The sequence below is a fragment of the Actinomycetospora cinnamomea genome (assembly GCF_003096675.1).
Lineage (GTDB): Bacteria > Actinomycetota > Actinomycetes > Mycobacteriales > Pseudonocardiaceae > Actinomycetospora > Actinomycetospora cinnamomea.
Genome location: NZ_QEKW01000004.1, coordinates 27,326 through 51,391, shown reverse-complemented (window position 1 = coordinate 51,391; position 24,066 = coordinate 27,326). Strand labels below are relative to the sequence as shown.

Genomic DNA, 24,066 nt, shown 5'->3' with positions numbered 1-24,066 from the left:
CCCACGTCGTCGCGGTCCGATGCTCGAGCTTCCATCGGCGGCGGCCCATCGACCATCGCCCGCAGGGACAGCGGAATGCCGAGCCCTTGTCCCCGTGGATAGTCCGTGCGACAGGCTCGGGTGCGGCAGAACGAAACGTTCTTGATCGGGCCTCGTCACACGCCTCGTGACACGAGCCAGGGTCGATCATCGATGGCGGACGAGCGTCGAGTGACGGCCTGCGCGAACAATGTTGCTGGTAGGGCCCTGGTCAACGCAGTCGGTCATCTCTTGCAGGGCGGGAGTTGACGGTTCGATTCCCTTCGTCTCCGCCCACCGTCAACAGCGAAGACGCTGGACCGAGCGAACCGTCCTGAGCCGGCTCAGGCCGCGCCGACGCCGATCGGGGTGTGGGCGCCGTCCCGCGGCCCGGACGAAGCCGCCCCCGGGTCTTCCCGGTTGCCGTCGACGGCCGTCCCGCCGGGCAGGGCGAGGCGAGCGATGGTGGCCAGCACGTTGGCGTACTGCTTGTGCAACGGGCCGCTGGTGTACGGCAGCCCGTAGCGCTCGCACAGGTCGCGGACCTTCGGGGCGACCTGGGCGTAGCGGTTGGAGGGCATGTCGGGGAACAGGTGGTGCTCGATCTGGTGGGAGAGGTTTCCGGTCATCAGGTGCATCAGCGGGGAGCCGTCGAGGTTGGCCGAACCGAGCATCTGGCGCAGATACCACTGGCCGCGGCTCTCGCCGTCGAGCTGCTCCTCGGTGAACGTCTCCGCCCCGGCCGGGAAGTGCCCGCAGAAGATCACCGCATGTGACCACACGTTGCGGGTGATGTTCGCGGTCAGGTTCCCCAGCAGCGTGGTCGGGGCGGCCATCCCGGAGAGCAGGGGGAACCCGATGTAGTCCTTGAGCAGCTGGCCGCGGATCTTGCGCCACAAGCCGCCGAGCTCGTCCTTGGCCTGCGCCCAGGGCTTGCGTCCGGCGATGACCTCCTCGAGTTCGATGTCGTAGATCGCGATGCCGTACTCGAACCCGGCGGCCAATCCGATGTTCATCAGTGGCTGGAGCAGGTGCCACGGCTTCCAGGGCTGCTCGGGGTCCACCCGGAACACCGCATAGCCAAGATCCCGGTCCTTGCCCAGCACATTGGTGTAGGTGTGGTGGACGTAGTTGTGGGAGTACTTCCAGCCCTCCGCCGACGAAGCGGAGTCCCACTCCCAGGTGGAGGAGTGGATCTCGGGGTCGTGCATCCAGTCCCACTGCCCGTGCAGGACGTTGTGGCCGATCTCCATGTTCTCCAGGATCTTGGCCACCGACAGCGCGGCGGTGCCGCCCAGCCAGGCCGGCGGGAGCAGCGAGAACTGCAGCATCCCGCGGCCGGCGGCGTCCAACCCGCGCTGCCAGGCGATGACCCTCCGGATGTAGCGGGCGTCGTCGTCGCCGAGGTCGTCCATGACCTCGGCGCGGATCGCGTCGAGCTCCGCGCCCAGCGCCTCGACATCAGCGTCGGACAGGTGCGCCGTCGTCTCGGTCGTCTCGGTCGTCGTGGTGAGGGTGGTGTTGCTCATCGAGGAATCTCCCGGCCCTCGTGAGGGCTCGCCTCTGGGGCAGTCCGGAGGTTCCAGGGTCGGCCTGGAGTCCGGCGTACTCGGGACGCCCACTCCTGACGTGCAGGGGGCATCACCGTCCTGAGTCGGTTTCTCGCCGTCGGCTTCGGCCAAACCGTCACGGGCCCGGCGTGGCCTGCCACACACCGAGAACGGGCAACAGTCCGGCCCGGCCGGTCGTCGCGGACCACAGCGTGCGGACGGACCGCCGACTCGTGAGAGGAGCCGGTGGGGCCTGAGCCGAGCAGGCCCGTCGACCGGCGCGCGCACGTCCGCTTCGGGCGCGAACGCCGAGCACGTCCGGCCGCCCCGTCGTCGGCGGCCGCAGCGGCGGTGGCAGGCCACGACAGAGCCGCAGCGATGCGACCGTCGGGCCGCGACTGCAGGTTCCCGCTCCCGTACCCGAGGGTGGGCTGGCGTCTCCCTGGTCGACGGCCGGCCTCAGTCCACGCCGCGGGGGATCACCACGATCTTGCCCACGTGGTCGCGGCGCAGGAACTGCGTCTGGGCCTCGTGGATGGCCGTGAGGGGGTGCCGCGCCGCGACCCGAGGGCGGATCTCGCCGGCACGGGCGTGCTCGACCAGCTTCGCGAAGTGCGCCGCGGTGTGCATCGTCGACCCGATGAGCCGCCGGTTGTGCAGGTAGAGCCGACGGAGGTCGATCGCGGGCACCGGCCCGGCGACGGCTCCGGCCACCACGGCCCGCCCACCGGGAACGAGCACGTCGATCAGGCGCGCGAGCTGGTCACCGCCGACGACGTCCACCACGGCGTCGACGCCGTCGGGGTGCGCCGCGCGCACCGCCGCGACCACGTCGCGGCCCGGTCCGGAACGGTCGACGGTCTGCGCGGCACCGGCCTCCTCGACCAGGGCCGCCTTCGCAGCCTCGGTGACGGCGGTGACCCGAGCGCCACGGGCGGCGGCGAGTCCGACCGCGGCCAACCCCACGCCGCCGGACGCACCTGTCACCAGCACCGTCTCCCCGGGCCGGATGCCGGCCCGTTCCACCATCCCCATCGCGGTACCGGAGGCGATCGGCAGGCAGGCCAACTGCTCGTCGGTCAGGGGCGACTCGGTGACGTCGTGGACGCGCGCGGCGTCGACGACGGTGTACTCGGCGAACCCGCCGTCGAACTCGCTGCCGAGCACCGCCACGATCGGCGCGTCGGGTCCGTCGTGGGCGTAGCGGGCCGGGTCGACCAGCACACGACGGCCGACGAGCTCCGGCGTGACGTCCAGGCCGACGGCGTCGACGACACCGGCGACGTCTCCGCCCTGTATCCGCGGGAAGGCGATCGGCCCGAGCCAGCCCGCCGGTGCGTCGGGGTCCTCGGCGGTCCCGTACGCCCCTTCGCGGGTCCAGATGTCGGTGTTGTTGAGCGCCGTGGCGCTCACGCGCACCCGGACCTGTGCCTGCCCCGGGTGCGGGACGGGGACGTCGTGCCGGACGACGAGGACCTCCGGACCGCCGAACGCGGTGAGGGCGGCGGCGGTCATCGTGGCCTCGGTGTTCACGGGTCCTGCGCCTCCCTCGGGGGAGCCGATGCCGGCGAGCGACCCGGCTCTGCCCAGCCTATCGGCCCGAGAAGGTGTCCCTCGTCGGCGAGATCACCCGTCCTCCGGCCACCGCCGCCGCGAGCCGGCCCGCCCACGGGTGGTTTGGGTACGCGGCGACGAGGGGATGCCCGCCGGCCCGGTGGTGTGCTGGGACCGGTCCGGGCGGCGTGCCGCACGCACGTCGGAGGTCCGGTTCAGAAGCGCAGCCGGACGGCGGGGCTCCGCTCGTCGGTGGCCCCGCTGCCGGCGACGGGGTTCCGTTGTCCCGGGAGCCGGGCCGTGGCGCGCATCACCCAGTGCCCTGGACCATCTGTCAGACTGCAGAGGCCCCCCAAACGAAGCCGTTGTCCACTTCCTGGCCCATGGGGCAGTCGGGCCGAGGGGATCGACCCGTGCCCGAGGACGATCATCCGAAGATCGACGACGACGTGATCAGCTGTGCGACCGACATCCTCATGCGGCGCTACGGCTGTGACGTCGAGGAGGCCGGCTCGAAGCTCCGGGACTGGTCGCGCGAGACGAACCTGGGCGTCCTGACCGTCGCCGCCTGGTTGATCGAGGATGCCGCCGGAGGCGGAAGCGGCGGGGGGATCTAGGACGCCGCGAGGAGGATCGCGGCGTGTCGGCGCGCGCGGTGCAGGCGTGCCGTCGACCCCTCGAGGCCGGCCCGCGCCATCGCGCCCTCGAGGAGCAGCGACAGGTGCTCGGCGAGACCCCCGACGTCGTCGGCGCCGCGCTCCCCGTCCCGCGGGGTGAGGGCGTCACGCAGCAGGTCCTCGACCTCGGCCTTGTGCCGGGCGACCGCGTCGCGCCCGGGGTCCCCGGTGGCCAGCTCGCCCGCGGCGTTGAGCAGCCCGCAGCCGCGGAACTCCGCGGCCGCCTCCGCGTGCTCGACGTAGGCGTCGAACACGGTCAGCGCGCGCTCGCCGGGTCTGGCACCGGTGGGCAGGGCCTCCCGACGCCGCCGGTGCAGCGCGAGGAACTCCTCCTGGCGCTGCTCGAGATACGCCGCCACGAGCTCCGCCTTGGAGGCGAAGTTGTTGTAGAGGCTCATCTTGGCGACGCCCGCGTCGGCGGTGATCACGTCGATGCCGGTCGAGGCCACGCCCTGGGCGTAGAAGCGGGCGGCCGCCGCCGTCATGAGCTTCGCGCGCGCCGAGCCTCGCCTCGCGGTCTTGTTCCCATCCACGCTAGGTAGATTAGTCTACCCAGCATGACTCTCCTCGATCGGCACCTGCTCGTCGACGGCGTGCGGCTGGCGTACCGCGACCGCGGCGAGGGTGATCCCGTGGTCTTCGTGCACGGGACGCCGTCGTACTCCCACGAGTGGCGCCACGTCGCGCCGGCCGTCGAGGCCAAGGGCCACCGGGTCGTCACCTACGACCTGCTGGGCTACGGCGCGTCGGAGCGTCCCCTCGACCGCGACACGTCGGTCGGTGCCCAGACCGAGCTGCTGGTCGGGCTCCTCGACGCACTGGGTCTCCAGGATCCGAGCCTGATCACCCACGACATCGGCGGCGCCGTCGGCCAGCGGATCGCCGTGCTGCACCCGCAGCGCCTCCGCCGCCTCATGCTGATCGACACCGTCAGCTACGACTCGTGGCCGTCGGCCACGTGGCGAGAGATCATCCGGACGCGGTTGGACGGCGTCGCGTCGATGCCGGCCGAGGAGTTCGAGGAGATGCTCACCCGCCAGCTGCGGATGACCGTCGCCGACGAGGCGAAGATGAGCGGCGACGAGCTGCGCGCCTTCCTGGCACCGCACCGCACGGCGGTGGGACGGGCGTCCTTCGTCGAGCACCAGGTGCGCCACTACGACGCGCGCGACACGGAGGAGCTGACCGACCGGCTCGGGGAGATCGCGGTCCCGGTGCGGCTCCTGTGGGGAGCCGAGGACCGGTGGCAACCCACGCACTGGGCGGAGCGGCTGGTCCGCGACATCCCGCACGCCGAGCTCGTCGTCGTCCCCGACGCGGGCCACTTCGTCATGGAGGACGACCCCGACCGCGTCACCCGCGAGGTGCTCGACTTCCTGGCGAGATAGGCCGGACATCCCTGACACCCGGGGGATGTCGCCGCGGCCGCTGATCCACGACGCTGGACCCCGACACGGCGCGGCACCGAGGCGGCGCCCGGGAAGGGGAGCGGCGAGATGGCGGAGATGAAGGTCGAGCACGAGGTGACGCTGTCGCGCGAGGAGGTCGCCGACTGGCTGGCCGACCTCGCCGACGCGATCCGGGAGGGTGGGACGGCCGAGCTGTCGCTCTCGGGCCCCGTCCTGACGCTGCCGCTGGGCGACGAGATCGAGGTGGAGATCGAGGTCGAGCTCGACGGGGACGAGGTCGAGCTGGAGCTCGAGCTGTCGTGGTCGACGCGGAGCAAGAAGGCGTCGTCGGCCGCTGAGGACGAGACGGACGACGAGGGTGACGACGAGGGCGCCGACGAGGGCGCCGACGAGGGTGACGACGAGGGTGACGACGAGGTGAGCGAGGCCGAGGAGCCCGCCGGCGGGGCCGTGACGTCGAGCGCGACCCCGAGCTCCGGGTCGGATGCCGGTGCGGAGTCCGGGTCGGGCTCGTCCTCGGGCTCGTCCTCGGGCTCGTCCTCGGGCTCGGCGTCGCCGTCCTCGAGCTCGTCGGCGAACCCCGCCGACCCCAAGGGCTCGGCGAAGGCCAAGCAGCCCGCCCGGCAGCCCGTGAAGAGCGGCAAGGCCCCGGCACGCGGCGGCGCCGCGAAGAGCTGAACGTCCGCGGCCGGCCGCCGGTCGTCCCAGGCGGGAAGTCCGAGACATCAGGGGGACGCCGCTCCGGGGATCGACGACGCGCCCCGGGTCGGCGCTCGGGCCGTCGCCCAGGTCCTGCCGGTCGCCGTCGGTGTCATCGGGCGCCGCGCGTCGTACTCGCCCAGCCCCTCGAGCTTCCACAGCACGGCGTCGCGCCCCTGCTGGATCCCGGGGTGCAGGGTCTTCGCGGCCGCCTCGTCCACGCCCGGCAGCGTCTCAGCCGAAGCCGGAGTGCTCCCACCACGTCCGTACCAGGTCGGCGTCGCCGTCGACGACGACCCCCTCCGCCTCGAGGGGACGACGGGCGTAGAGGACGAGGAGCAGCGTCGCCAGCGGCGCCCGCAGGGTGGCCGCGGCGGCGGTGTCCTCGGCGGTGTCGTCGGCGGTGTCGTCGGCGGTGTCCTCGCCCCGGCGGTGGACCATCGTCGGACCGCTCAGGTCGACCAGCCACGCCCCGTCGGCGTCGTCGGTGTCGGTGGCCGCGACGCGGATGGTGCGCCCGGCTCCGAGCAGGCGACGTCGCTCGGGGTGGACGTCGAGCATCTGCGGCAGCCCGCCGAGCTCCATCCACTCGGCGAGGCCGTCGAGAGCGAGGTCGTCGGCCACGTCGACGGGGACTCCGAGCGCGAGGGCCGCGTCGGCGCGGTGCACCAGCGCCTCGTGGGCGAAGCGGCGGGCGAAGAACCCGGACCGGCCCGGGGAAAGCGGGGTCCACATCGCGGTGTCGGCGCCGGCGGCTCGCAGGGTCGCGGCGAGCGTCGCCCCGGCGGCGACGATCCGGTCGGCGCGCTCGGCGGACGTGGTGGCCGGTGCGGGGTCGAGGACACGCATCGCGGTGTCGTCGCCCGGGCCGTCGGCACGGGTGCGCACGAGGGCCTCGACCCAACGGAACCCCTCGTCGACGTGCTGCGTCAGCTGCGCCAGGTTCCAGCCGGGACAGGAGGGCACCGGCGTCGTGAGGTCCGCGCCGACCAGGTGCTCGCCGAGGAGCCGGGACTGTCCCGCGACCTCGTCGGCGTAGCGCTCGACCGTCAGGCGGGGGCGGTACACGTGCGTGACCGTATCGTACGGTCCTTGGACAGGACCACGATCAGCAGTCCTGCGGCTGCTGCCGGCAGTGGGGTGTCGTGCCGGGGAAGCGCCCGCGGTGATCGGCGACCCACCGGTAGGCGCGCTCCTGCAGCCGCGAGCTCGCGCGGTAGACCGCTGAGGGCAGGGCGGTGCCCGTCAGGACGGAGAGCACGGCGTTGACGGCGTCGGCGCCGCCCCGGCGCACGCCGTCGGGGCCCAGCCACTGCACCGACCCGCGGCACTCCTCGACGGTCGCCCCGATCGAGGCGGGCACGCCCTCGCGCTGGTAGGGCTGCACGTCGACCCGGCCCTGCGCGTCGAGGCGACGCAGCCAGTCGACGCAGCGCGTGCAGACGCCGCACTCACCGTCGAAGACGAGGCGGCCGGCGTACCCGTCGGAGCTGCTCACCGTTCCACGATGCCCGTCGCTCGACGGGTCCGCCCCCCGGCGCCCGAGGAGCGCCCGCCGCGGCCCGCCGTCACCCGGGTCCGTGACGTTGGCAGCCTGCCAAAAAGCCGCGCGACCAGCTACCGTCCGCCGCCGTGGAGGAACACAGCGCAGCGGGTCAGCGGGTCGTCGTCGTGGGTGCGGGCTTCGGTGGCATCGCCGCCGCCGTCGAGCTCCGGGACCACGGGATCACCGACGTCGTGGTCCTCGACGGCGCCCCGGAGATCGGGGGCACCTGGTACTACAACAGCTATCCCGGCGCGGCCTGCGACGTCCCGAGCCACCTGTACTCGTTCTCGTTCGCCCAGCGCAGCGACTGGTCGCGGCTGTGCTCCCCGCAGAGCGAGATCCTGGACTACCTGCAGGGTGTGGCCCGCGAGTACGGGATCGAGAGGCTGTTCGTCCCGAACGTGCGGGTCCGCGCGTGCCGCCTCGACGAGGACACGATGACCTGGAGGGTCGAGAGCGAGGACGGCCGGACCTGGGAGGCCGACGCCGTCGTGCTCGCCACGGGCCAGCTCAACACGCCCGCCATCCCCGAGGTCCCGGGGGCGGAGTCGTTCGCCGGCCCCGCGATGCACTCGGCGCGCTGGGACCACGACGTCGACCTGCGCGGCAAGCGCGTCGCGGTCGTCGGCACCGGGGCGAGCGCGGTGCAGTTCGTCCCGGCGATCGCGCCCGAGGTCGGCCGCATGACCGTCTTCCAGCGCAGTGGCAACTGGTTCCTCCCGCGCAGGAACCGGGCCTACCCGCGGTGGTTGCACGCCTTCTTCGCGCGCTTCCCCGCGGTCATCCGCGCCCGGCGCTTCTTCCTCAAGGGCTACCTCGAGTTCCTGACGATCATGATCCGGCACCCGCGGACCGTCGGACGCCTCGGGCGGCTCTACTCGACGATCTTCATGCGCCGCCAGCTCCGCGACCCTGAGGTCCGCCGCAAGGCCTGGCCGGACTACACCTTCGGCTGCAAGCGCATCCTGTTCAGCTCGCACTACCTGCCCGCGCTGTGCCGGGAGAACGTGGAGCTGGTGACCGACCGGGTGACCGAGATCGTTCCCGACGGCGTGCGCACCGAGGACGGGCGCCACCACCCGGCCGACGTGCTGATCTGGGGCACGGGCTTCCGCACGACGGAGTTCATGTTCCCGATGGAGGTCGTCGGGCGCGGCGGCCGGACGCTGCAGGAGGAGTGGGGCGCCGGGGCGCACGCGCACCTGGGGATGGCCGTGCCGGGGTTCCCCTCGCTGTTCGTGCTCTACGGCCCGAACACCAACACCTCCGGCGGTTCGATCATCGTGTTCCTCGAGGCCCAGGTGGCCTACGTGCGTCAGGCGCTGCAGGAGACCGCGCGCCGGCGGGCCGCGGCGCTCGAGGTGCGCCGCGACGTCGAGCAGGCCTTCGACGAGCGCATCCAGGCGGAGTTCGAGGGGACCGCGTGGACCCGCTGCGACTCCTGGTACCGCGACGAGTCCGGGCGCATCGTCGCCAACTGGCCGCGGTACATGGAGGAGTACGTCCGCGCGGTGGCCCGGCTCGAGCCGACGGACTACGAGTTCATCCCGTCCCGGCGGTAGTTGTCCACACCCCTTGTCCACACTGGGGACGAACTACACGGCTGTGATTCCGACGCCGGATCCGGCGGCTGGCTAGTGTCGCGGCATGCTGCGGCGTTCCGAGATCGAGCTCAAGACTTCCGGTGAGGTCGACGCGATGCGCGAGGCCGGCCGCGTCGTCGCCCGGTGCCTGGACGCCGTGCGGGACGCGGCGGCGCCCGGCGTGTCGCTGAAGGAGCTGGACGGCGTCGCCCACGACGTGATGCGCGACGCGGGCGCGGTGCCCGCGTTCCTCGACTACCACCCGCACTTCGCGCCCTCGCCCTTCCCGGGCGTCATCTGCGCGAGCGTCAACGACGCGGTCGTCCACGCCATCCCTGGGGCGTACCGGCTGGACGAGGGTGACCTGCTGAGCGTGGACTGCGGCGCCTTCCTCGACGGCTGGTGCGGCGACGCGGCGATCAGCCTCGTCGTCGGCGACGATCCGGACCCCGCCGACCTCGAGCTCATCGCCACCACCGAGCGCGCCCTGCACGCGGGGATCGCCGCGGCGCTGCCGGGCGCCCGCCTCGGCGACGTCGGGGCGGCGATCGGCGCGGTGGCCCGGGCCGCCGGCTACGGGATGCTCGCCGACCACGGTGGTCACGGGATCGGGCGCGCGATGCACGAGGCGCCGCACGTCCCCAACGAGGGACGGCTCGGCCGCGGGATGAAGATGCGGCCCGGCCTGGTGATCGCGATCGAGCCGATGCTGCACGCCGGCGGGGACGACGACTACGTCCACGACGACGACGGCTGGACGCTGCGCACGTCCGACGGCAGCCGTGCGGCGCACGTCGAGCACACGGTGGCCGTCACCCCGGACGGCCCGCGCGTGCTGACCTTGGCCTGACGGCTCGTGCGCGCTCGCCCGTGCCGGGGCACGGGCTTCCACACACACCCTCAAGAATCGGCACGCGCCCCCGTGCGGCTCTCGCGGTGCCCGTCGGCACTCGACCCGTCGTCCTGCGGCGAGTCGCCCTGGGACGACCCCTGCTTCGGCGCGTCCGCGCGCTCGCGGTGCGCCTCTTCCCACTCGGAGTCGTCGCGGGCGCCGTCCTCGCCGCCGTGCGAGGACGGCTTGCGCCGCACCCCGCGCCGGTCGAGGCGGTGCAGCTGGCCGTTGCTGTCGCGGCCCCAGTGGGTGCCGTGGGAGTCGGTGAACCGCATCTCCGGCACGGCGGGCGCCGAGTAGAGCTCGTCGCGGTCCACGTCGTCGGACCCGAAGGGCAGCGACCGGATCTCGTCACTCTGCGGGGGCAGCAGCGCCATCGAGACGCTGTGCTGCTCGTCGCTCGAGGGCAGGCTGAACAGGCAGCGCACCTGGAACACGGGGGAGTCGCCCCCGTTGTGGATGCAGAGGACGTAGTCGTCGTCGCGGTCGTGGCGGGAACCGTCGTCGAGCCATGCGGTGACGCCCTGGGCCTGCTGTTCCTGCCGGACCTCGACCTGGTCCTTGCGGTTGAGCAGCATGATCCACACGTAGGCGGCGAAGCCGAGCAGCGACCCGGCACTGCCGATCGCCGACACCCACTGGGCCGCGACCTGCGAGCTCATCGGCGGTGTTCCTCCCTGGTCCGGGCTGGTGGGTCCGAGCGGCAAGGTGCCCCGCGGCGCAGCGGTCTACGCTCCTCCGACGTGAGCGCCGCGTCGACCCCGTCCCCGTCCCGGACCAGCCCTGCTCCGGGTCCGCCCCGGCCGACCCCTCCCGCCGGCGCGAGCCCGGCCGCCCTCGTGCGGTGGACGGTAGACGTGATCAACAGCCACGACGCCGAGGCCCTGCGGCAGGTGTTCGGACCGGAGACCTACGAGCGCCTCCCGCCGCGCACGGTCCGCGGCGCCGACGCCCTCGTGGCGTGGTGGGCCGACGTCTTCACCGCCCTGCCCGACCTGACCATGACGATCGTGGGCCTCGCGGAGAACGCCGACGAGGGCGAGGTGTTCCTGCGCTGGCGGCTGACCGGCACCCACACCGGCGGTGACTGGGAGGGCATCGCCCCCTCGGGGGCGCGCATCGACCTCGACGGCATGGACCACTTCACGGTCACCGACGGCCGGATCGCCAGCAACTTCGTGGTGTTCGACCAGATGCAGTTCGCGCGCCAGATCGGGCTCCTGCCGGCTGACGGGTCCCGCGTGGACGTCGGCCTCAAGTGGGCCTACAACGCCTGGCAGCGCCGCCGGCGCTGACCCGCGCTCAGGAGCTGTTGGCGCCGTCCTTGCGACTGCGGCCCTGCGTGCCGCCCCGGCCACGGAACTCCACGCCCGCGTCGACGAGCAGGCGGCGCACCCGTCCGATGCTGTAGCCGGTCTCGGCGCAGATCTCACGGATGCTGGCACCCTTCTGGTACCGCTTGAGCAGCTCGTTGCCCAGCTTGGTGCGCTCCGCCCCCGTCACCCGCTGGTTGCGCGCCAGCTCCGGTGTCTTCGCCATGCGAGGAAGTATCACAGCGCGTGGCGGAATGTCGCCACTACCGGGGATTACCCCTGAGTCAAGCGGTCGGAGGCGTACTGCGAACGAGATCAAGGTCCGCCCGACGGATCAACGCCACGACGCAGCGTCATCGAAAACGTCGGTGCCTGTACTAGCGGTAGGCGGGGTACTGCCGGCCGCGCGGCGCGACGTCGTCGCCCGACTCCGCACCCCAGCTCGTCCAGCCCGGACGCGCGTAGCGCGCGAACATCTCGAGGTAGGGCCCGGGCGAACACGCCTCGATGAGGTCGTAGGCCTCCTCGGGCTTGCGGGAGTGCTCCCGCTTGCGCGTCTCGATCATGTTCACCTGCCGCCGGCCCGGCTCGAGGGTGCGCAACGACCCGCGGACGCCGAACAGGATCAGCTCGGTCACGTTGCGGAAGTAGAAACCCACGCCGCGGCCGTCGGGCCCGCCGTCCTTGCGCCGCTTGGCCCACACGAGGTTGCTGACGTAGCGGAAGCCCCACCCCTGCATCACGGCGAGCCCCTCGGGGAGCAGGGCGTTGGGCACCCAGAGATAGAGGTGCGCGTTGGCCGACACCACGTCGGCCACCGGCAGCGACGCGATCTCCGGGGCGGTCATGGTGTCGTAGCGGTCGAGACGCCGGTGCTCGGGCGCGACCTTGCCCGTCCGGTTGGTGAACCGCCACGGCGGATCGGCGTAGACGCACGACCAACCGCCCGCCGTGCGGGGGAGCTCGACGCTCTCCAGGGGCGCGGCGTCGACGCGCAGGGGCGCCGCGCGCCGGGCACGCGCCGGGGTCGGTTCGGCGTCGGGGTCGGCGGCTGCCGCCAGGGTCATCGCTTCGGGCCTCCTCGCCGGGGTCGGGGCGGGCGGGACGCTAGCGCCGGGGTCCGACAGCCCCTCCGACACCGCCGGGTCGCCGTGGCTCACAGCAACCCGTCGGTGAGCATCAGCGGCGCGGGCGCGGGCGGGCGGGCGCGCTCTCCGCCCGCGGGCGACCAGCAACGCCGCGAGATCGCGACGGCGAGCAGCGGGCAGCCGCCGGCGTCCCCGCGGGTCATCCGCGACTCGAGCTTGCCCAGGTGCGTGGTGGTGGACGTCGAGAGCCGGCTGCGGACCTCGTCGTCGCTGCGCCCCGCGGCGCGGGCGAGCTCGCGGGCCAGCTCGCGCAGGTCGTCGTGGGTGCGCGTGAGCAGCACGGCGCCGTCGATGAGCCCGGCGTCGTAGAGCGCCCGGTAGGCGCCGACGTCGCGGTCGAGGTTGCCGTCCTTGGCGTTCCACTCGACGTCGAGCGCGACCCGGCCCTTCACGTTGTCGACCTTGTAGCCCTCGTTGACGACCTCGCTCTCGCGCACCGTCACCCCGTGCTCGCCGGCGGGCGCCCACGGCTGGACCTGCAACCGTGACGTGACGACGGTGTCGACGCGTCCCTCGCGCCAGCCGCGGGTGCGGAACGCGGCGTTGAGGCGGGCGGCCAGCCGCGACTCGTTCCCGCCGGCCTCGACGAGGTCGCTGGTGGTGAGCACGAAGTCGGCGAGGACGGCGCAGACCTCGGCGAACTCCTGGGGGCTGGTCGCGGCGAGGACGGCCGCGGCGTTGCGGGTCTCGCGCAGCTCGTAACGATCGACGACGGCGGCCGGCAGGGCCGTGGTCCAGCTGCCGGTGAGCTCCATCGGCGGTCAGTGTGCCGTACCGGCCCGGCGGGCACGGGCAGCGCCGTGCACCTTCCGGCCCCCGGCCGGCCCGTCCATAGTGGGTCGGCGGCCCGCGAGCGCCCGGGAGGGACGATGAACGCTCTGCGCCCCTACATCCTCGACGACGCGGCGACGGTCGAGTACCAGCGGCTCGACCTCATGTCGAGGATTCTCGACCCGTGGACGCGGGGCTACATCGACGCCCTCGGCGACCGCCGTGGCTGGCACTGCCTGGAACTGGGCGGCGGCAACGGCAGCGTCTCCGAGTGGCTCTGCGAGACCGTCGGTCCGACGGGGAGCGTCACCACGATCGACGTCAACACCACGCTGCTGGACCTGGTCCCCGCGCAGAACCTCGCCGTGCAGCAGGCGGATCTCCGCACCAGCGACCTTCCGTCCCGCGCCTACGACCTCGTCACCTGCCGCGCGCTGCTGCACCAGATCGCCGAGCACGCCCCGACGGTGCTCCGGCGGATGGCGGGCGCGGTCAGGCCCGGGGGCTGGCTGGTGGTCCAGGAGCCGGACTTCCACCTGGCGCCGACCACCGAGCCCGCCGTGTGGGCCGCGGCGTGGCGGGGGCTGCTCGAGTGGGGCCGCGACAGCGGCGTCGACTGGTTCATCGGCCGTCGGCTGCCCCGGATGGTCCAGACCGCCGGGTTCGCCCGGCCCCAGGCCAAGACCGACGTGCAGGACATCCGCGGCGGCGGCCGCGGCGCGCTCTACTTCAAGCTCTTCTTCGCCGAGGTGCGTGACAGGGTGCTGGACAGCGGTCGCCTCGACGCGGCGACCCTGGACGCCGCCGCGGCGTTGCTGGACGACCCCGACTACTGGACCCAGTGCTGGATGATGACCGCGGTGTGGGCGCGCAAGGACCCGACCGTCTAGTCGTCGCGCAGCACCACCTCGGGCAGGTAGCCGTGCTGGTAGAGCCGCTTCTCGCGCACCATCGGCGAGAACAGCGTGGCCATGAACAGTGTCGAGACCAGCACGAACAGCGGCAGCGCGACGCGCAGCCAGGCCGGCCCGGGCAGCAGCGCGAGCAACGCGGCCGGGGTCGCCTGCACCGCCGAGCGCGCGAGGTGGCGCAGGAACCACGTGCGCGTGGTCAGGTCGTGCAGCACCCACGGCGCGTAGCGCACCGGCAGCCGCGCGCCGAACGCGTAGGCGATCCAGCGCAGGACGCCGGGCCGGATCATGGTTCGGCCTTCGGCCCCGTGAGTGCTCGCCCGTCCCCTGACACGGACTCCCGCTCACGAGGCCGGAGGCCCAACGCCGTCGCGGCGAGGTGGGCCAGGTGCACCGGCTCGTGGCCCGTGTCGTCGAGCTGGCGGATCTGGGTGCGGCACGAGAAGCCGTCGGCGAGCACGGCGGTGTCGGCGCCCGCGCCCCGGACGGCCGGCAGCAGGCCGCGCTCGGCGCACGCCGACGACACCTCGTAGTGGCCCTGCTCGAACCCGAAGTTGCCGGCCAGCCCGCAACAGCCCTCGTCGAGCACCTCGGTCTCGACGCCCAGCGCGTCGAGCACCGCGCGGTCGGCGTCGTAGCCCATCGCCGCGTACTGGTGGCAGTGCACCTGTGCGACGGCCTTCTGCCCCGTGGTGACGACGCCTTCGCGGAGCTCGTCGAGGTGCCCGGCGAGGACCTCGGCCAGCGTGCGCGTGGACGCTTCCAGGCGGGCGGCGTCCTCGTGGTCGGGGCCGAGGAGCTCGGTGAGGTCCTGGCGCAGGGTCGCGGTGCACGACGGCTCGAGGCCCACGACGGGCACGCCGTCGTCGAGCCACGGCTTGACCGCGGCGATGCTGCGGCGCACCACGGCGCGCGCGGCGTCGAGCTGGCCGGTGGTGTGCCACGTCAGCCCGCAGCAGATCGGCCCGGTCGGGAGCTCGACGCGATAGCCGAGGTGTTCGAGCACGGCGATCGCGTCGAGGGCGAGGTCCGGGTCGAACGCCGACGTGAAGGTGTCCGGCCAGAGCAGCAGGCGCGGGCGCTCGCTCGACGCCCGGGCCGGGCGCGGCCCGGCGAGGCGATGTAGCGGGCGAGGGGCCAGTGGCGGGATGTCGCGCTGCGGGGCGATGCCGCCGAGCCGTTTGGCCAGCGACGCGAGCGCCGGTCGGCGGGCCAGCGCGTTGGCCAGGCGCGGCAGTCCGGGCACGGCGCCGGCGAGGCGCAGCCAGCGGGGGAGGTAGCCCATCGACCAGTGGCTGCGCGGGCGCTCGCGGGCCCGGCCGGCGTAGTGCTGGGCGAGGAACTCCGCCTTGTAGGTCGCCATGTCCACGCCCACCGGGCAGTCGCGCTGGCAGGCCTTGCAGCTCAGGCACAGGTCCAGCGCCTCGCGGACCTCGGTCGACCGCCAGCCGTCGGGCACCAGCTGCCCCGAGGCCATCTCGAAGAGCAGCCGGGCGCGCCCGCGCGTGGAGTGCATCTCCTCGTCGGTGACGCGGTAGCTCGGGCACATGTAGCCGCCGGAGTCGGTGACGCACTTGGCGACGCCGATGCAGCGGCGGGTGGCGCGGGTGAAGCTGCCGCGGTCGTCGGTGTAGGCGAGCTCGGTGCGCGGGCCGATCGTGGGCACGCCGACGAAGACCTTGAGGTCGTCGTCCATCTTCCGCGGCTCCACGACCCGGCCCGGGTTCATCCGTCCCTCGGGGTCCCAGGCGGCCTTGAACGCGCCGAACGCGTCGAGCAGCGCCGGGGTGTAGGTGCGCGCCAGGAGCTCGGCGCGGGCCTGACCGTCGCCGTGCTCGCCGGACACCGAGCCGCCGTGCTCGGCGACCAGGTCGGCGGCGTCGAGCAGGAACGACCGGAAGTTCTGCAGGCCGGGGCGCGTGAGCAGGTCGAAGTCGATGCGCACGTGCAGGCAGCCGTCGCCGAAGTGGCCGTAGTAGGCGCCCTGGCGGCCGTGGCGTCGCAGCAGCGCGTCGAACTCGCGCAGGTAGGAGCCCAGCGTGGCGGGCGGGACGGCGGCGTCCTCCCAGCCCGGCCAGGCCTCGCCGCCGTCGGGGGAGCGGGTGACGATGCCCGACCCGTCCTCGCGGACCTTCCACAGCGCCCGCATCGCCCGCGGCTCGGAGACGACCTTGGCGCTCGCCCCGTAGCGCGCCATCTCCCGCCCGATCGCCTCGGCCTTCGCCGTCGCCTCGGCGCGGTCGGCGCCGCCGGTCTCGACGTAGAGCCAGCCCTTCCCCTCGGGCAGCTGCTCGTGGGTGCGGTCGTCGGGGCGGCTCGCGCGCAGCGCGCCGATGACGCCGACGTCGACGCCCTCGATGGTCAGCGGGGCGTGCTCGCGGATGGGCAGGACGTGGTCGGCGGCCACGTAGGCGTCGGGGAAGCCGAGCACGCACAGCGCCCGCGCGGCCGGCGCCTCGACCAGCTCGACGGTCGCCTCCATGATCGTCGCGCAGGTGCCCTCGGTGCCGACGAGCGCGCGGGCGAGGTCGAAGCCCTCGTCGTCGAGCAGCTGGTCGAGGTTGTAGCCACTGACCCGTCGGGTGAGGCCGCGGTGTCGGCTGCCGACGAGCTCGTCGCGGATCACGCCCTCGGTGCGGTCGCGGAGCCGCGCGAGCTCGCGGTACACCGCGCCCTCCCGGCCCGGGCGTCGCTGCGCGGCGGCCAGGTCGGGCGTGCGGCCCACGGTCATCCGCGTGCCGTCGGCGAGCAGGACGTCGAGCTCGCGGACGTTGTCGACGGTCTTGCCCCACGCCACCGAGTGCGACCCGCAGGCGTTGTTGGCGATCATCCCGCCGAGCGTGCAGCGGTTGTGCGTCGACGGGTCGGGGCCGAACGTCAGGCCGTACGGGCGCGCGGCCTCGCGGAGGTCGTCGAGGACCACGCCGGGCTGCACCCGGGCGGTGCGCGCGTCCGGGTCGATCTCCAGGACGCGGCCGAGGTGGCGGGAGAAGTCGAGGACGACGGCCTCGTTCACCGACTGGCCGCCGATGCTCGTGCTCGCGCCCCGCGGCAGCAGCGGCACGCCGTGACGGCGCGCGACGCCGACCGCGGCCTCCACGTCGTCGAGGTCGACGGGCTGCACCACGCCGATCGGGACGTGGCGGTAGTTCGAGGCGTCCGCCGACCACATCGCCCGGCTCGCGGTGTCGAACCGCACGCGGCCGCGGACGACCGACCGGAGCTCCCCGGCGAGGAGGGAATCGGCGGACGGACGGCGCATCGTGGTCATCGCGCACCAGTCTGCGCCGGGCGCCCGGTCCTGTCGCAGCGAACGCGCTGTTCGCTGCTTCTACGCGCGCGAACTCCGCGTTCGCGCGGCGGGAGGTGGGCCACGTGCGTCCGGCACGGGACCGCGGCGCTCGAGGTCGGGACCGACGGCGTCGACCCGCCCGTCGACCACGGCGACGTCGACCGTGCCGTCGGCGGTGCGGGTGTGGACGTCGGTCAGGAGGTAGGTGTCTCGAGCAACCACGACAGGTCCGTACCCGCGGCGAGCTCGGTCGGCTCGTGGCCGCGGCGGAACAGGCGCGCGGTGTGGCCGTCGAGGGTCAGGCGGTCGCCGGACCGGAACAGCCACGCGCCCTCGCGCAGGCCCACGACGGCGAGGGCGTTCTCCTCGTGGAACTCGGCGATCCGTTCCTCGCGGGTCTCGCCGCGGTGGGCCGAGTGCGGGTCCGGGTCGAGGTAGTGCGGGTTGACCTGCACGGGGAGGCGCCCGAGGGCGTCGAGCCCGCCGGGGTCGACGATCGGCATGTCGTTGGTCGTCATGATCGTCGGGCAGGCGAGGTTGGAGCCGGCGCTGGCGCCCGCGTAGCGCAGGTCGTCGCGCTCCCGCAGGGCGGCGAGGACGCCGTTGTCCCCGGTGCGCCGGCGCAGGCGGAAGGTGTTGCCGCCGCCGACGAGGACGGTCTCCCGCGCGGGGTCGGCCTCGCGGATCGTCGCCGCCGGGTCGGGCTCGCGGTGCAGGCCGCGCAGGTCCACCGGGCCCAGGACGTCGGCGAGCGCGTCGGCGACCCAGCCGGTGTAGGCGTCGAGGTCGTGGCGGGCCCAGCCCACGAACCACACGGTTCGGTGGCCGAGGTGGTCGCGCAGCGGGCCCGCGGCGTGGGCGAAGGGCACCTCGGCGCCCGGCGGACGGGAGTTCGAGAACAGCAGGGCGTCGGCCGGCACGCGACGATCCTCGTGCCCTCCGCGCACGTGAGCACTTCGAAGTGCTCTGGCACTCTGAACCGCTCAGATGGCGGAGCCACCTGGGACGGGGGTGCCCAGGGGCACGAGGCGCAGGGCGCCCGGGGCGTCGGCGGGGACGACCGGCGAGCGCGGGGGCACCGGGTCGAGGCGGCGGTAGGGCTCGCCGAGCGCGGGGCGGGGGTCGTGCTCGCCCTTGTTCGGCCAGAACGCCATCGCCCGCTCGGCCTGGGCGGTGATCGTCAGCGACGGGTTCACCCCGAGGTTCGCCGAGAGCGCCGAGCCGTCGACCACGTGCAGGCCGGGGTGGCCGTAGAGGCGCTGGTAGGGGTCGACGACGCCGGTGTCGGGCGAGGCGCCGATCGGGCAGCCGCCGATGAAGTGGGCGGTCATCGGCATGTTGATCGCCTCGCCCCAGGTGCCGCCCGGGTCGCCGTCGAGGATCTCGGCCATCCTGCGCGTCGTCCGGTTCGCCACCGGGATCCACGTCGGGTTGGGCGTGCCGTGGCCCTGGCGGGACACCAGCCGCCCGAAGCGGCGCCGGACGGTGATCGAGTTGTCCAGCGACTGCATGACCAGCGCGATCACCGTGCGCTCCGACCAGCGCCGCTTGTCCAGCGTGCGCAGGAACGTACGCGGGTGGCGCACGATCGCCCCGAGCGTCCTCGCCAGCCGCGGCACCCGCCCGTCGCCGTCGGTCAGCACCGTCGTCAGCAGGCCCATCGCGTTGCTGCCGTAGCCGTAGCGGCAGGGCTCGATGTGGGTGTCCTCGTCGGGGTGCCACGACGACGTGATCGCCACGCCCCGGGTGAAGTCGCGCGGCCCGCCGCGCTCGGGGGCGCGCCGCGCCATGGCCCCGAGCAGCGACTCGGAGTTGGTGCGGGTCAGCTCGCCGAGACGCCGGGAGATGCGGGGCAGCACGCCCGTGTCCCGCAGGCGGTGCAGCAGCGACTGGGTGCCCCAGGTCCCGGCCGCGAGGACGACCTGGTCGGCGGTGTAGGTGATGTGCTGCCGTCGCAGGAGACCAGCACGCCGATAGCGGGTGCCGCGGGTGTCGACCGCGTAACCGGTGGCGGTGGGGCGGACCGCGCGCACCGTCGTCTCGGGGTGCACCACGGCCCCGGCCCGCTCGGCCAGCGCCAGGTAGTTGCGGTCCAACGTGTTCTTCGCGCCGTGGCGGCAGCCGGTCATGCACTCGCCGCACTCGATGCAGCCGGTGCGCGCGGGCCCGGCGCCGCCGAAGAACGGGTCGGGCACGGTGACGCCCGGTTGCTTGCCCTCGGCGCCGAAGAACACGCCGACCTGGGTGGGCGAGAACGTGTGCCCGCGGCCGTACTCCTCGGCGACCTGCTTCATCACCGCGTCCGACGGGGTGAACGACGGCTGCGTGACGACGCCCAGCATGCGGCTGGCCTGGTCGTAGAAGGGGTCGAGCTCCTCGCGCCAGTCGGTGATGCCCGCCCACTGCGGGTCGCGGTAGAACGCGTCGGACTTCGGCCGGTAGAGGGTGTTCGCGTAGTTCAGCGATCCGCCGCCGACGCCCGCGCCGGCCAGCACCACGCAGTCGCGCAGGATGTGGATGCGCTGGATGCCGTAGCAGCCGAGCGCCGGCGCCCAGAGGAAGTCGCGGACGTGCCACGATGTGCGCGGCAGCGTCTCGTCCGTGAATCGTCGCCCGGCCTCGAGCACTCCGACGCGGTAACCCTTCTCCGCGAGCCGCAGCGCCGTGACGCTGCCCCCGAACCCGGATCCGACGACGAGCACGTCGTAGTGCTCCCCCTGGCGTGGTGGCATCGGGAGAAGGTAACCCGCGAGTAGCTGTGACGGAAGGTCACAGGTACGCGTCGCGAGCCCGTAGCCTCTCCGGATGGGCGACGACCACGGCGACGACCACGGCGACGACCACGGCGACGACCACGGCGACGACCACGGCGACGTCGGCGACGTCGGCGACCTGCACCTCGCGACCGTGGTGGTCGACGTGCAGGACATGGCCCGCGCGGTCACGTTCTGGTGCGCGGCGCTGGGCTACCGGGTGCGGGAGGCCGAGCCCGACCCGGAGTTCACGATGCTCGTCCACCCCGACCCGGGACGCCTGCCCGTCTCGCTCCAGCACGCCGACGCGCCGCCACGGGAGCCGGTCCGGGTGCACCTCGACCTGTACACCAGCGAGCAGGCGCGCCACGTCGAGCGCCTCGTCGCGCTGGGCGCGACGCGGGTGGACGACTGGCCCTACCCGCCCCACGCCGACTTCGTGGTCCTGCGCGACCCGGACGGCAACGAGTTCTGCGTGATCGACCACGTCGATCTGTAGGCCCTCAGGGCACGAGCACGACCTTGCCGACCGCCCCGTTCTCCACCGCCTCGTGGGCCGCGACGACGTCGTCCAGGCCGTAGCGCGTCACGGGCAGGGGCGACAGGGCACCGGCGCCGGCGGCCTCGGCGGTCCAGGACACCGCGGTCTGCAGCTGCTCGGCGGGAACGCCGTAGAGCAGCACGTAGTGGATGGCGGCGTTGGCGACCATGAAGCGCCGCGTCGGGATCACCGGGTCCTCCGGCTCGTTCGCGTACACGGCGATGACCGTTCCGGCGCCGGCCACCGCGAGGTCGAGCTCGAGGTTCGCGCCCAGCGCGACCTCGACGACGCGGTCGACGTGGTCGGTGAAGCCCTGCACCCGCTCGACCACGCCGGGCTCCCGGTAGTTCACGACGAGGTCGGCGCCCGCGGCCCGGGCCAGCTCGCCCTTCTCCTCGCTGCTCACCGTCGTGACGACGCGGGCCCCGGCGTGCTTGGCCAGCTCGATCGCGTAGTGCCCCACGGCGCCGGCCCCGCCCGCGACGAGCACGTCGCGCCCGCGCAGCGCTCCCGGCCCGCCCGAGCCGCCGACGAGCAGGCAGTGCGCCGCGGTGACGGCCGGGACCCCGAGGCAGGCGCCGAGCTCGTCGGGGGCGTCCCCGGGCAGCGGGCGGACCCGCGTGGCGGGCACCACGCTGTACTCCGCCGCGGTGCCCCAGCGGTTGCCGAAGGCGGACAGGAAGGTCCACACGCGCTGCCCGGCCAACGACGGGTCGACGTCGTCGCCCACCGCGTCGACCACGCCGACACCGTCCTGGTGGGGAATCTGGAACGTCTCCGGGTCCTGGCCGGTGAGCCCGGCGCGGGTCTTCCAGTCGGTGGGGTTGATCCCCGACGCCGTGATCCGGACGCGGACCTCGCCGGGCCCGGGGTCGGGGACGTCGACGTCCTCGACGGAGAGCACCTCGGCGGCCGGGCCGGTGCGGCGGTAGAGCGCAGCCTTCATGCCGGGCCTGTGCCCGGGATGGCGCCGGGCTATCCCGGGGCTATCGCGCGTCCACCGCTCCCCGCAGCGCGGCGAACGCGGCGGCCAGGCTCGCGGGCGTGTGGTGCGCGTTGAGCCCGCTCGGGTTCGGCAGCACCCACAGCCCTGTGTCGCCCAGCCTCCGCTCCTGCCGGCCCGCCATGGCCTTCCGGTCGGCGAACGCGACGCGGTAGGCGCCGATCCCGACCACCGCGAGCCACCCGGGGCGGAGCTCGGCGACCAGCGCACGTAGGCGCTCGCCGCCCGCGACCAGCTCGGCGTCGTCCAGCTCGTCGGCGCGGGCGGTGGCGCGGGGGGCGACGTTGGTGATCCCGAGCCCCAGCCCGGGCAGCAGGTCCTGCTCGGCGGGCGTGAAGCGCCGCGGGGTGAACCCGGCCGCGTGCAGCGCCGGCCAGAAGCGGTTGCCCGGGCGCGCGAAGTGGTGGCCGGTCGCGGCGGACACCAGGCCCGGGTTGATGCCGCAGAACAGCACCCGCAGGGGTGGGTCGCCGGGTCCGGGGAGGACGTCGGGCAGGAGCCGGTCGCGGGCGGCCTCCAGGTCGTCGGGCGAGGGCGCGGATCTCTTGTCGGCGCGGGGGAGCACGAGGGCGAGTATCCGCCGATCGCCGTCCCCATCGGCCGTGTGCGTCCCCAGGCCGCGAGGCGCCCCGGATCCGTCCGCCGCCGTGCCACGTCGGAACGGGTGTGGACGAACAGGAGGGGCCGGTCGTGCGGCCCGAGGAGCTCGACGCCTCCGGCGGGGCGTGCGTCGCCGCCGCGCTCGCCGTGCCGGTCACGGCCCCGGCGGAGGCGGTGCGCGGCGTGGAGGTGGTGCCCGGCGGGCGCGCGGGTCCCGCCGCGGCGGCGCTGGCCGACCGGTGGGAGATCGCTGTGGCGTTGTGGAGCGCCGACCTCGTCGCGTTCGGCGAGCGCCTCGCCGCGGCCGCCGGGGCCTACGCGCGGGGCGACGCGGACGGGGCCGGCGCCCTCGCCGGGGGCGGCCGGTGAGCGGGCCTGCCGCGGCCGCCGACCGGTTGCGCGCGGCGCGCGAGGCCCTCGCCCGGGCGGGGATGGTGCTGGCCACCGAGCTGCCGTGGCGGGGGTCGGCGGCCGGGGCCGCGACGGCGGCCCGCGCGGCGCTGGACGGGCGTCACCGCGCCCTGCTCGCCGACCTCGACGCGGTGGTGGCGGCCCTAAACGCGGCGGGGCGGGCCGGCGGGACGCCCGTCGCCGACGCGGCCCTGGCCGCGGCCCTCGACGCCGCCGGGCACCCGCCGCCCGTCCCGCCGGCGACCGTGCCCGCGGGCGGGGGGCGGGGCCCTGACGCCGAGGCCGTCGCCCGCTGGTGGGCGGGCCTCGACCCCGACGCCCGCGCGGTGCTGGAGCGCGAGCGGGCCACGCTCGTCGGTGGGCTCGACGGCCTGCCCGCCGCGGTGCGCGACCGCGCCAACCGTGCCGTGCTCGCGGGCGCGCGGCAGCAGGCGGAGCAGGAGGAGCGTGCGACCGCCGAGCGGCTCGCGCGGGCCCGCGACCCGGTGGAGCTCGCGCGGACCGGCCGGCGGCTCCACGAGGTGCGCACGCGCCTCGCGCGGCTGACGGCGGTGGCCACGGCGATCGACCGCCCGGGGCGCGTGCTGCTCGACCTCGAGGTCGGACCCGGCACGACCGAGGGGCAGGGCGTGCGGGCCGCCGTGGCCCGGGGCGATGTCGACACGGCCGCCCACGTCGGGGTCTACACCCCCGGCTTCACCACCGGTGTCGACGAGCTCCCGGCACGTCTCGGCGAGCTGGACGCGCTCGCCGCGGCCGCGGGACCGGGCACCGCGGCGGTGGCCTGGTACGGCTACGACGCGCCGCAGGTGCACGAGGTGCTCGACGCCGACCGGTCGGTGCTCGGGCGCGGAGCGGCCGACGAGGGCGGGCAGCGTCTCGCGTCGTTCCTCGACGGTCTCGACGCCGCCCGCGGACCCGACGCGCACGTGACGGCGATCGGGCACTCGTACGGCTCGGTCGTCACGGCCGCGGCGCTCGCGCCGGGCGGGGCCGACGGCGTGGACGACGCGGTGTACCTCGGCAGCCCGGGCGTCGGGGACGCTCCCGGACGGCCGCCGGGGCACGCGTGGGTGGTCGAGGCCGCGGGCGACCCGGTGGCCGACACCGCATGGTTCGGCCCGGACCCCAACCGGATGCCCGGTGTCACGGGGCTCTCGGCGCGGGAGGTCGCGCTGCCCGACGGGCAGGTGCTCGACGCGTCCCGCGGGCACGGCGACTACCTCACGCCGGGCTCGGCCAGCGCCGCCAACGTGGCCGCGGTGATCGGCGGGCGCCCGGGCGACGCGGTGCTCGACCGGGGCGTGGATGCCGGGGACCGGCTGCGACGCCTGGTGGGGCGATGAGCCCCGCACGCACGACGGCCCGCCCCCCGACCGGCGATGGCCGGGGGAC

At 74.3% G+C, this 24,066-nt stretch carries 26 protein-coding genes; 10 read left to right on the top strand and 16 right to left on the bottom strand.

Annotation, left to right across the window (positions count from 1 at the left end):
• Positions 1-362: 362 nt before the first annotated feature.
• Both C8D89_RS09460 and C8D89_RS09455 read right to left on the bottom strand, forming a co-directional pair.
• The gene (locus C8D89_RS09460) at positions 363-1,547 is read right to left on the bottom strand and encodes a fatty acid desaturase family protein (RefSeq protein WP_116707890.1); all 1,185 of its coding nucleotides are present in this window, start codon (positions 1,545-1,547) and stop codon (positions 363-365) included.
• A 480-nt stretch (positions 1,548-2,027) separates the two neighbouring features.
• Positions 2,028-3,101 (bottom strand): zinc-binding dehydrogenase, encoded by a 1,074-nt coding sequence (locus C8D89_RS09455; RefSeq protein WP_341477314.1) that lies wholly within the window; start codon positions 3,099-3,101, stop codon positions 2,028-2,030.
• Between the two features lie 434 nt (positions 3,102-3,535).
• Here C8D89_RS09455 and C8D89_RS09450 point away from each other — a divergent pair, with 434 nt between their 5' ends.
• Positions 3,536-3,739 (top strand): ANTAR domain-containing protein, encoded by a 204-nt coding sequence (locus C8D89_RS09450; RefSeq protein WP_165825619.1) that lies wholly within the window; start codon positions 3,536-3,538, stop codon positions 3,737-3,739.
• On the opposite strand, the gene C8D89_RS09445 is transcribed toward C8D89_RS09450, so the two are convergent.
• A complete protein-coding gene (locus tag C8D89_RS09445) occupies positions 3,736-4,332 on the bottom strand; it encodes a TetR/AcrR family transcriptional regulator (protein WP_243417980.1) in 597 nt (198 codons plus the stop codon). The genes C8D89_RS09450 and C8D89_RS09445 overlap by 4 nt on opposite strands.
• 24 nt (positions 4,333-4,356) lie before the next feature.
• Between C8D89_RS09445 and C8D89_RS09440 the strand changes: the two genes are divergently transcribed.
• Together C8D89_RS09440 and C8D89_RS09435 are read left to right on the top strand one after the other, a co-directional pair.
• Complete coding sequence (locus C8D89_RS09440) at positions 4,357-5,187, top strand: alpha/beta fold hydrolase (RefSeq protein ID WP_116707888.1); 831 nt, start codon at positions 4,357-4,359, stop codon at positions 5,185-5,187.
• 108 nt (positions 5,188-5,295) lie between these two features.
• On the top strand, positions 5,296-5,886 hold the full coding sequence (locus tag C8D89_RS09435; RefSeq protein ID WP_116707887.1) for an amphi-Trp domain-containing protein: 591 nt from the start codon (positions 5,296-5,298) through the stop codon (positions 5,884-5,886).
• A gap of 47 nt (positions 5,887-5,933) precedes the next feature.
• Here C8D89_RS09435 and C8D89_RS30955 read toward each other — a convergent pair whose 3' ends face one another.
• The 3 genes from C8D89_RS30955 to C8D89_RS09420 are packed head-to-tail and all read right to left on the bottom strand — an operon-like array spanning position 5,934 to position 7,405.
• Positions 5,934-6,128 (bottom strand): DinB family protein, encoded by a 195-nt coding sequence (locus C8D89_RS30955; RefSeq protein WP_341477313.1) that lies wholly within the window; start codon positions 6,126-6,128, stop codon positions 5,934-5,936.
• Positions 6,129-6,141: 13 nt separating this feature from the next.
• A complete protein-coding gene (locus C8D89_RS09425) occupies positions 6,142-6,975 on the bottom strand; it encodes a maleylpyruvate isomerase N-terminal domain-containing protein (protein WP_116707886.1) in 834 nt (277 codons plus the stop codon).
• 40 nt (positions 6,976-7,015) lie between these two features.
• Complete coding sequence (locus tag C8D89_RS09420; protein ID WP_116707885.1) at positions 7,016-7,405, bottom strand: thiol-disulfide oxidoreductase DCC family protein; 390 nt, start codon at positions 7,403-7,405, stop codon at positions 7,016-7,018.
• Positions 7,406-7,539: 134 nt separating this feature from the next.
• Here C8D89_RS09420 and C8D89_RS09415 point away from each other — a divergent pair, with 134 nt between their 5' ends.
• Positions 7,540-9,015 carry a flavin-containing monooxygenase gene (locus C8D89_RS09415; RefSeq protein WP_116707884.1) on the top strand — a complete coding sequence of 492 codons (1,476 nt, stop codon included), beginning with the start codon at positions 7,540-7,542 and terminating at the stop codon, positions 9,013-9,015.
• An 85-nt stretch (positions 9,016-9,100) separates the two neighbouring features.
• Positions 9,101-9,886 carry a type I methionyl aminopeptidase gene (map, locus tag C8D89_RS09410; protein ID WP_116707883.1) on the top strand — a complete coding sequence of 262 codons (786 nt, stop codon included), beginning with the start codon at positions 9,101-9,103 and terminating at the stop codon, positions 9,884-9,886.
• Between the two features lie 50 nt (positions 9,887-9,936).
• Here map and C8D89_RS09405 read toward each other — a convergent pair whose 3' ends face one another.
• On the bottom strand, positions 9,937-10,590 hold the full coding sequence (locus C8D89_RS09405) for a hypothetical protein (RefSeq protein WP_207787147.1): 654 nt from the start codon (positions 10,588-10,590) through the stop codon (positions 9,937-9,939).
• 81 nt (positions 10,591-10,671) lie between these two features.
• On the opposite strand from C8D89_RS09405, the gene C8D89_RS29120 reads away from it, so the two are divergent.
• On the top strand, positions 10,672-11,223 hold the full coding sequence (locus C8D89_RS29120) for an ester cyclase (protein ID WP_341477312.1): 552 nt from the start codon (positions 10,672-10,674) through the stop codon (positions 11,221-11,223).
• Positions 11,224-11,230: 7 nt separating this feature from the next.
• On the opposite strand, the gene C8D89_RS09395 is transcribed toward C8D89_RS29120, so the two are convergent.
• The 3 genes from C8D89_RS09395 to C8D89_RS09385 all read right to left on the bottom strand — a co-directional run bounded on the left by C8D89_RS09395 (position 11,231) and on the right by C8D89_RS09385 (position 13,144).
• Positions 11,231-11,467, bottom strand: a complete 237-nt coding sequence (locus C8D89_RS09395) for a helix-turn-helix domain-containing protein (protein ID WP_116707881.1) — start codon at positions 11,465-11,467, stop codon at positions 11,231-11,233.
• Positions 11,468-11,618: 151 nt separating this feature from the next.
• Positions 11,619-12,308 carry an MT-A70 family methyltransferase gene (locus C8D89_RS09390; RefSeq protein ID WP_116707880.1) on the bottom strand — a complete coding sequence of 230 codons (690 nt, stop codon included), beginning with the start codon at positions 12,306-12,308 and terminating at the stop codon, positions 11,619-11,621.
• Positions 12,309-12,397: 89 nt separating this feature from the next.
• A complete protein-coding gene (locus tag C8D89_RS09385; protein WP_116707879.1) occupies positions 12,398-13,144 on the bottom strand; it encodes a BglII/BstYI family type II restriction endonuclease in 747 nt (248 codons plus the stop codon).
• Positions 13,145-13,258: 114 nt separating this feature from the next.
• Here C8D89_RS09385 and C8D89_RS09380 point away from each other — a divergent pair, with 114 nt between their 5' ends.
• Positions 13,259-14,050, top strand: a complete 792-nt coding sequence (locus C8D89_RS09380; RefSeq protein ID WP_116707878.1) for a class I SAM-dependent methyltransferase — start codon at positions 13,259-13,261, stop codon at positions 14,048-14,050.
• Here the strand turns inward: C8D89_RS09380 and C8D89_RS09375 are convergent.
• From C8D89_RS09375 to C8D89_RS09355, 4 genes are all read right to left on the bottom strand, one after another.
• Entirely contained in the window at positions 14,047-14,361 is a 315-nt protein-coding gene (locus C8D89_RS09375; protein ID WP_116707877.1) for a DUF5313 family protein, read from the bottom strand. The genes C8D89_RS09380 and C8D89_RS09375 overlap by 4 nt on opposite strands.
• A complete protein-coding gene (locus tag C8D89_RS09370) occupies positions 14,358-17,342 on the bottom strand; it encodes an FAD-binding and (Fe-S)-binding domain-containing protein (RefSeq protein WP_207787146.1) in 2,985 nt (994 codons plus the stop codon). The genes C8D89_RS09375 and C8D89_RS09370 overlap by 4 nt, the downstream gene beginning before the upstream one ends.
• A gap of 215 nt (positions 17,343-17,557) precedes the next feature.
• Positions 17,558-18,283 carry a dipeptidase PepE gene (gene pepE / locus C8D89_RS09360; RefSeq protein ID WP_116707875.1) on the bottom strand — a complete coding sequence of 242 codons (726 nt, stop codon included), beginning with the start codon at positions 18,281-18,283 and terminating at the stop codon, positions 17,558-17,560.
• Positions 18,284-18,346: 63 nt separating this feature from the next.
• A complete protein-coding gene (locus C8D89_RS09355) occupies positions 18,347-20,095 on the bottom strand; it encodes an FAD-dependent oxidoreductase (protein WP_116707874.1) in 1,749 nt (582 codons plus the stop codon).
• Positions 20,096-20,168: 73 nt separating this feature from the next.
• Between C8D89_RS09355 and C8D89_RS09350 the strand changes: the two genes are divergently transcribed.
• On the top strand, positions 20,169-20,615 hold the full coding sequence (locus tag C8D89_RS09350) for a VOC family protein (RefSeq protein ID WP_116707873.1): 447 nt from the start codon (positions 20,169-20,171) through the stop codon (positions 20,613-20,615).
• Positions 20,616-20,619: 4 nt separating this feature from the next.
• On the opposite strand, the gene C8D89_RS09345 is transcribed toward C8D89_RS09350, so the two are convergent.
• Together C8D89_RS09345 and mug are read right to left on the bottom strand one after the other, a co-directional pair.
• Complete coding sequence (locus C8D89_RS09345; protein WP_116707872.1) at positions 20,620-21,603, bottom strand: NADPH:quinone reductase; 984 nt, start codon at positions 21,601-21,603, stop codon at positions 20,620-20,622.
• 40 nt (positions 21,604-21,643) lie between these two features.
• The gene (gene mug / locus C8D89_RS09340) at positions 21,644-22,225 is read right to left on the bottom strand and encodes a G/U mismatch-specific DNA glycosylase (RefSeq protein WP_116707871.1); all 582 of its coding nucleotides are present in this window, start codon (positions 22,223-22,225) and stop codon (positions 21,644-21,646) included.
• Between the two features lie 101 nt (positions 22,226-22,326).
• Between mug and C8D89_RS09335 the strand changes: the two genes are divergently transcribed.
• On the top strand, positions 22,327-22,629 hold the full coding sequence (locus tag C8D89_RS09335) for a hypothetical protein (protein ID WP_116707870.1): 303 nt from the start codon (positions 22,327-22,329) through the stop codon (positions 22,627-22,629).
• Positions 22,626-24,017, top strand: a complete 1,392-nt coding sequence (locus C8D89_RS09330; RefSeq protein ID WP_116707869.1) for an alpha/beta hydrolase — start codon at positions 22,626-22,628, stop codon at positions 24,015-24,017. The genes C8D89_RS09335 and C8D89_RS09330 overlap by 4 nt, the downstream gene beginning before the upstream one ends.
• Positions 24,018-24,066 lie beyond the last annotated feature (49 nt).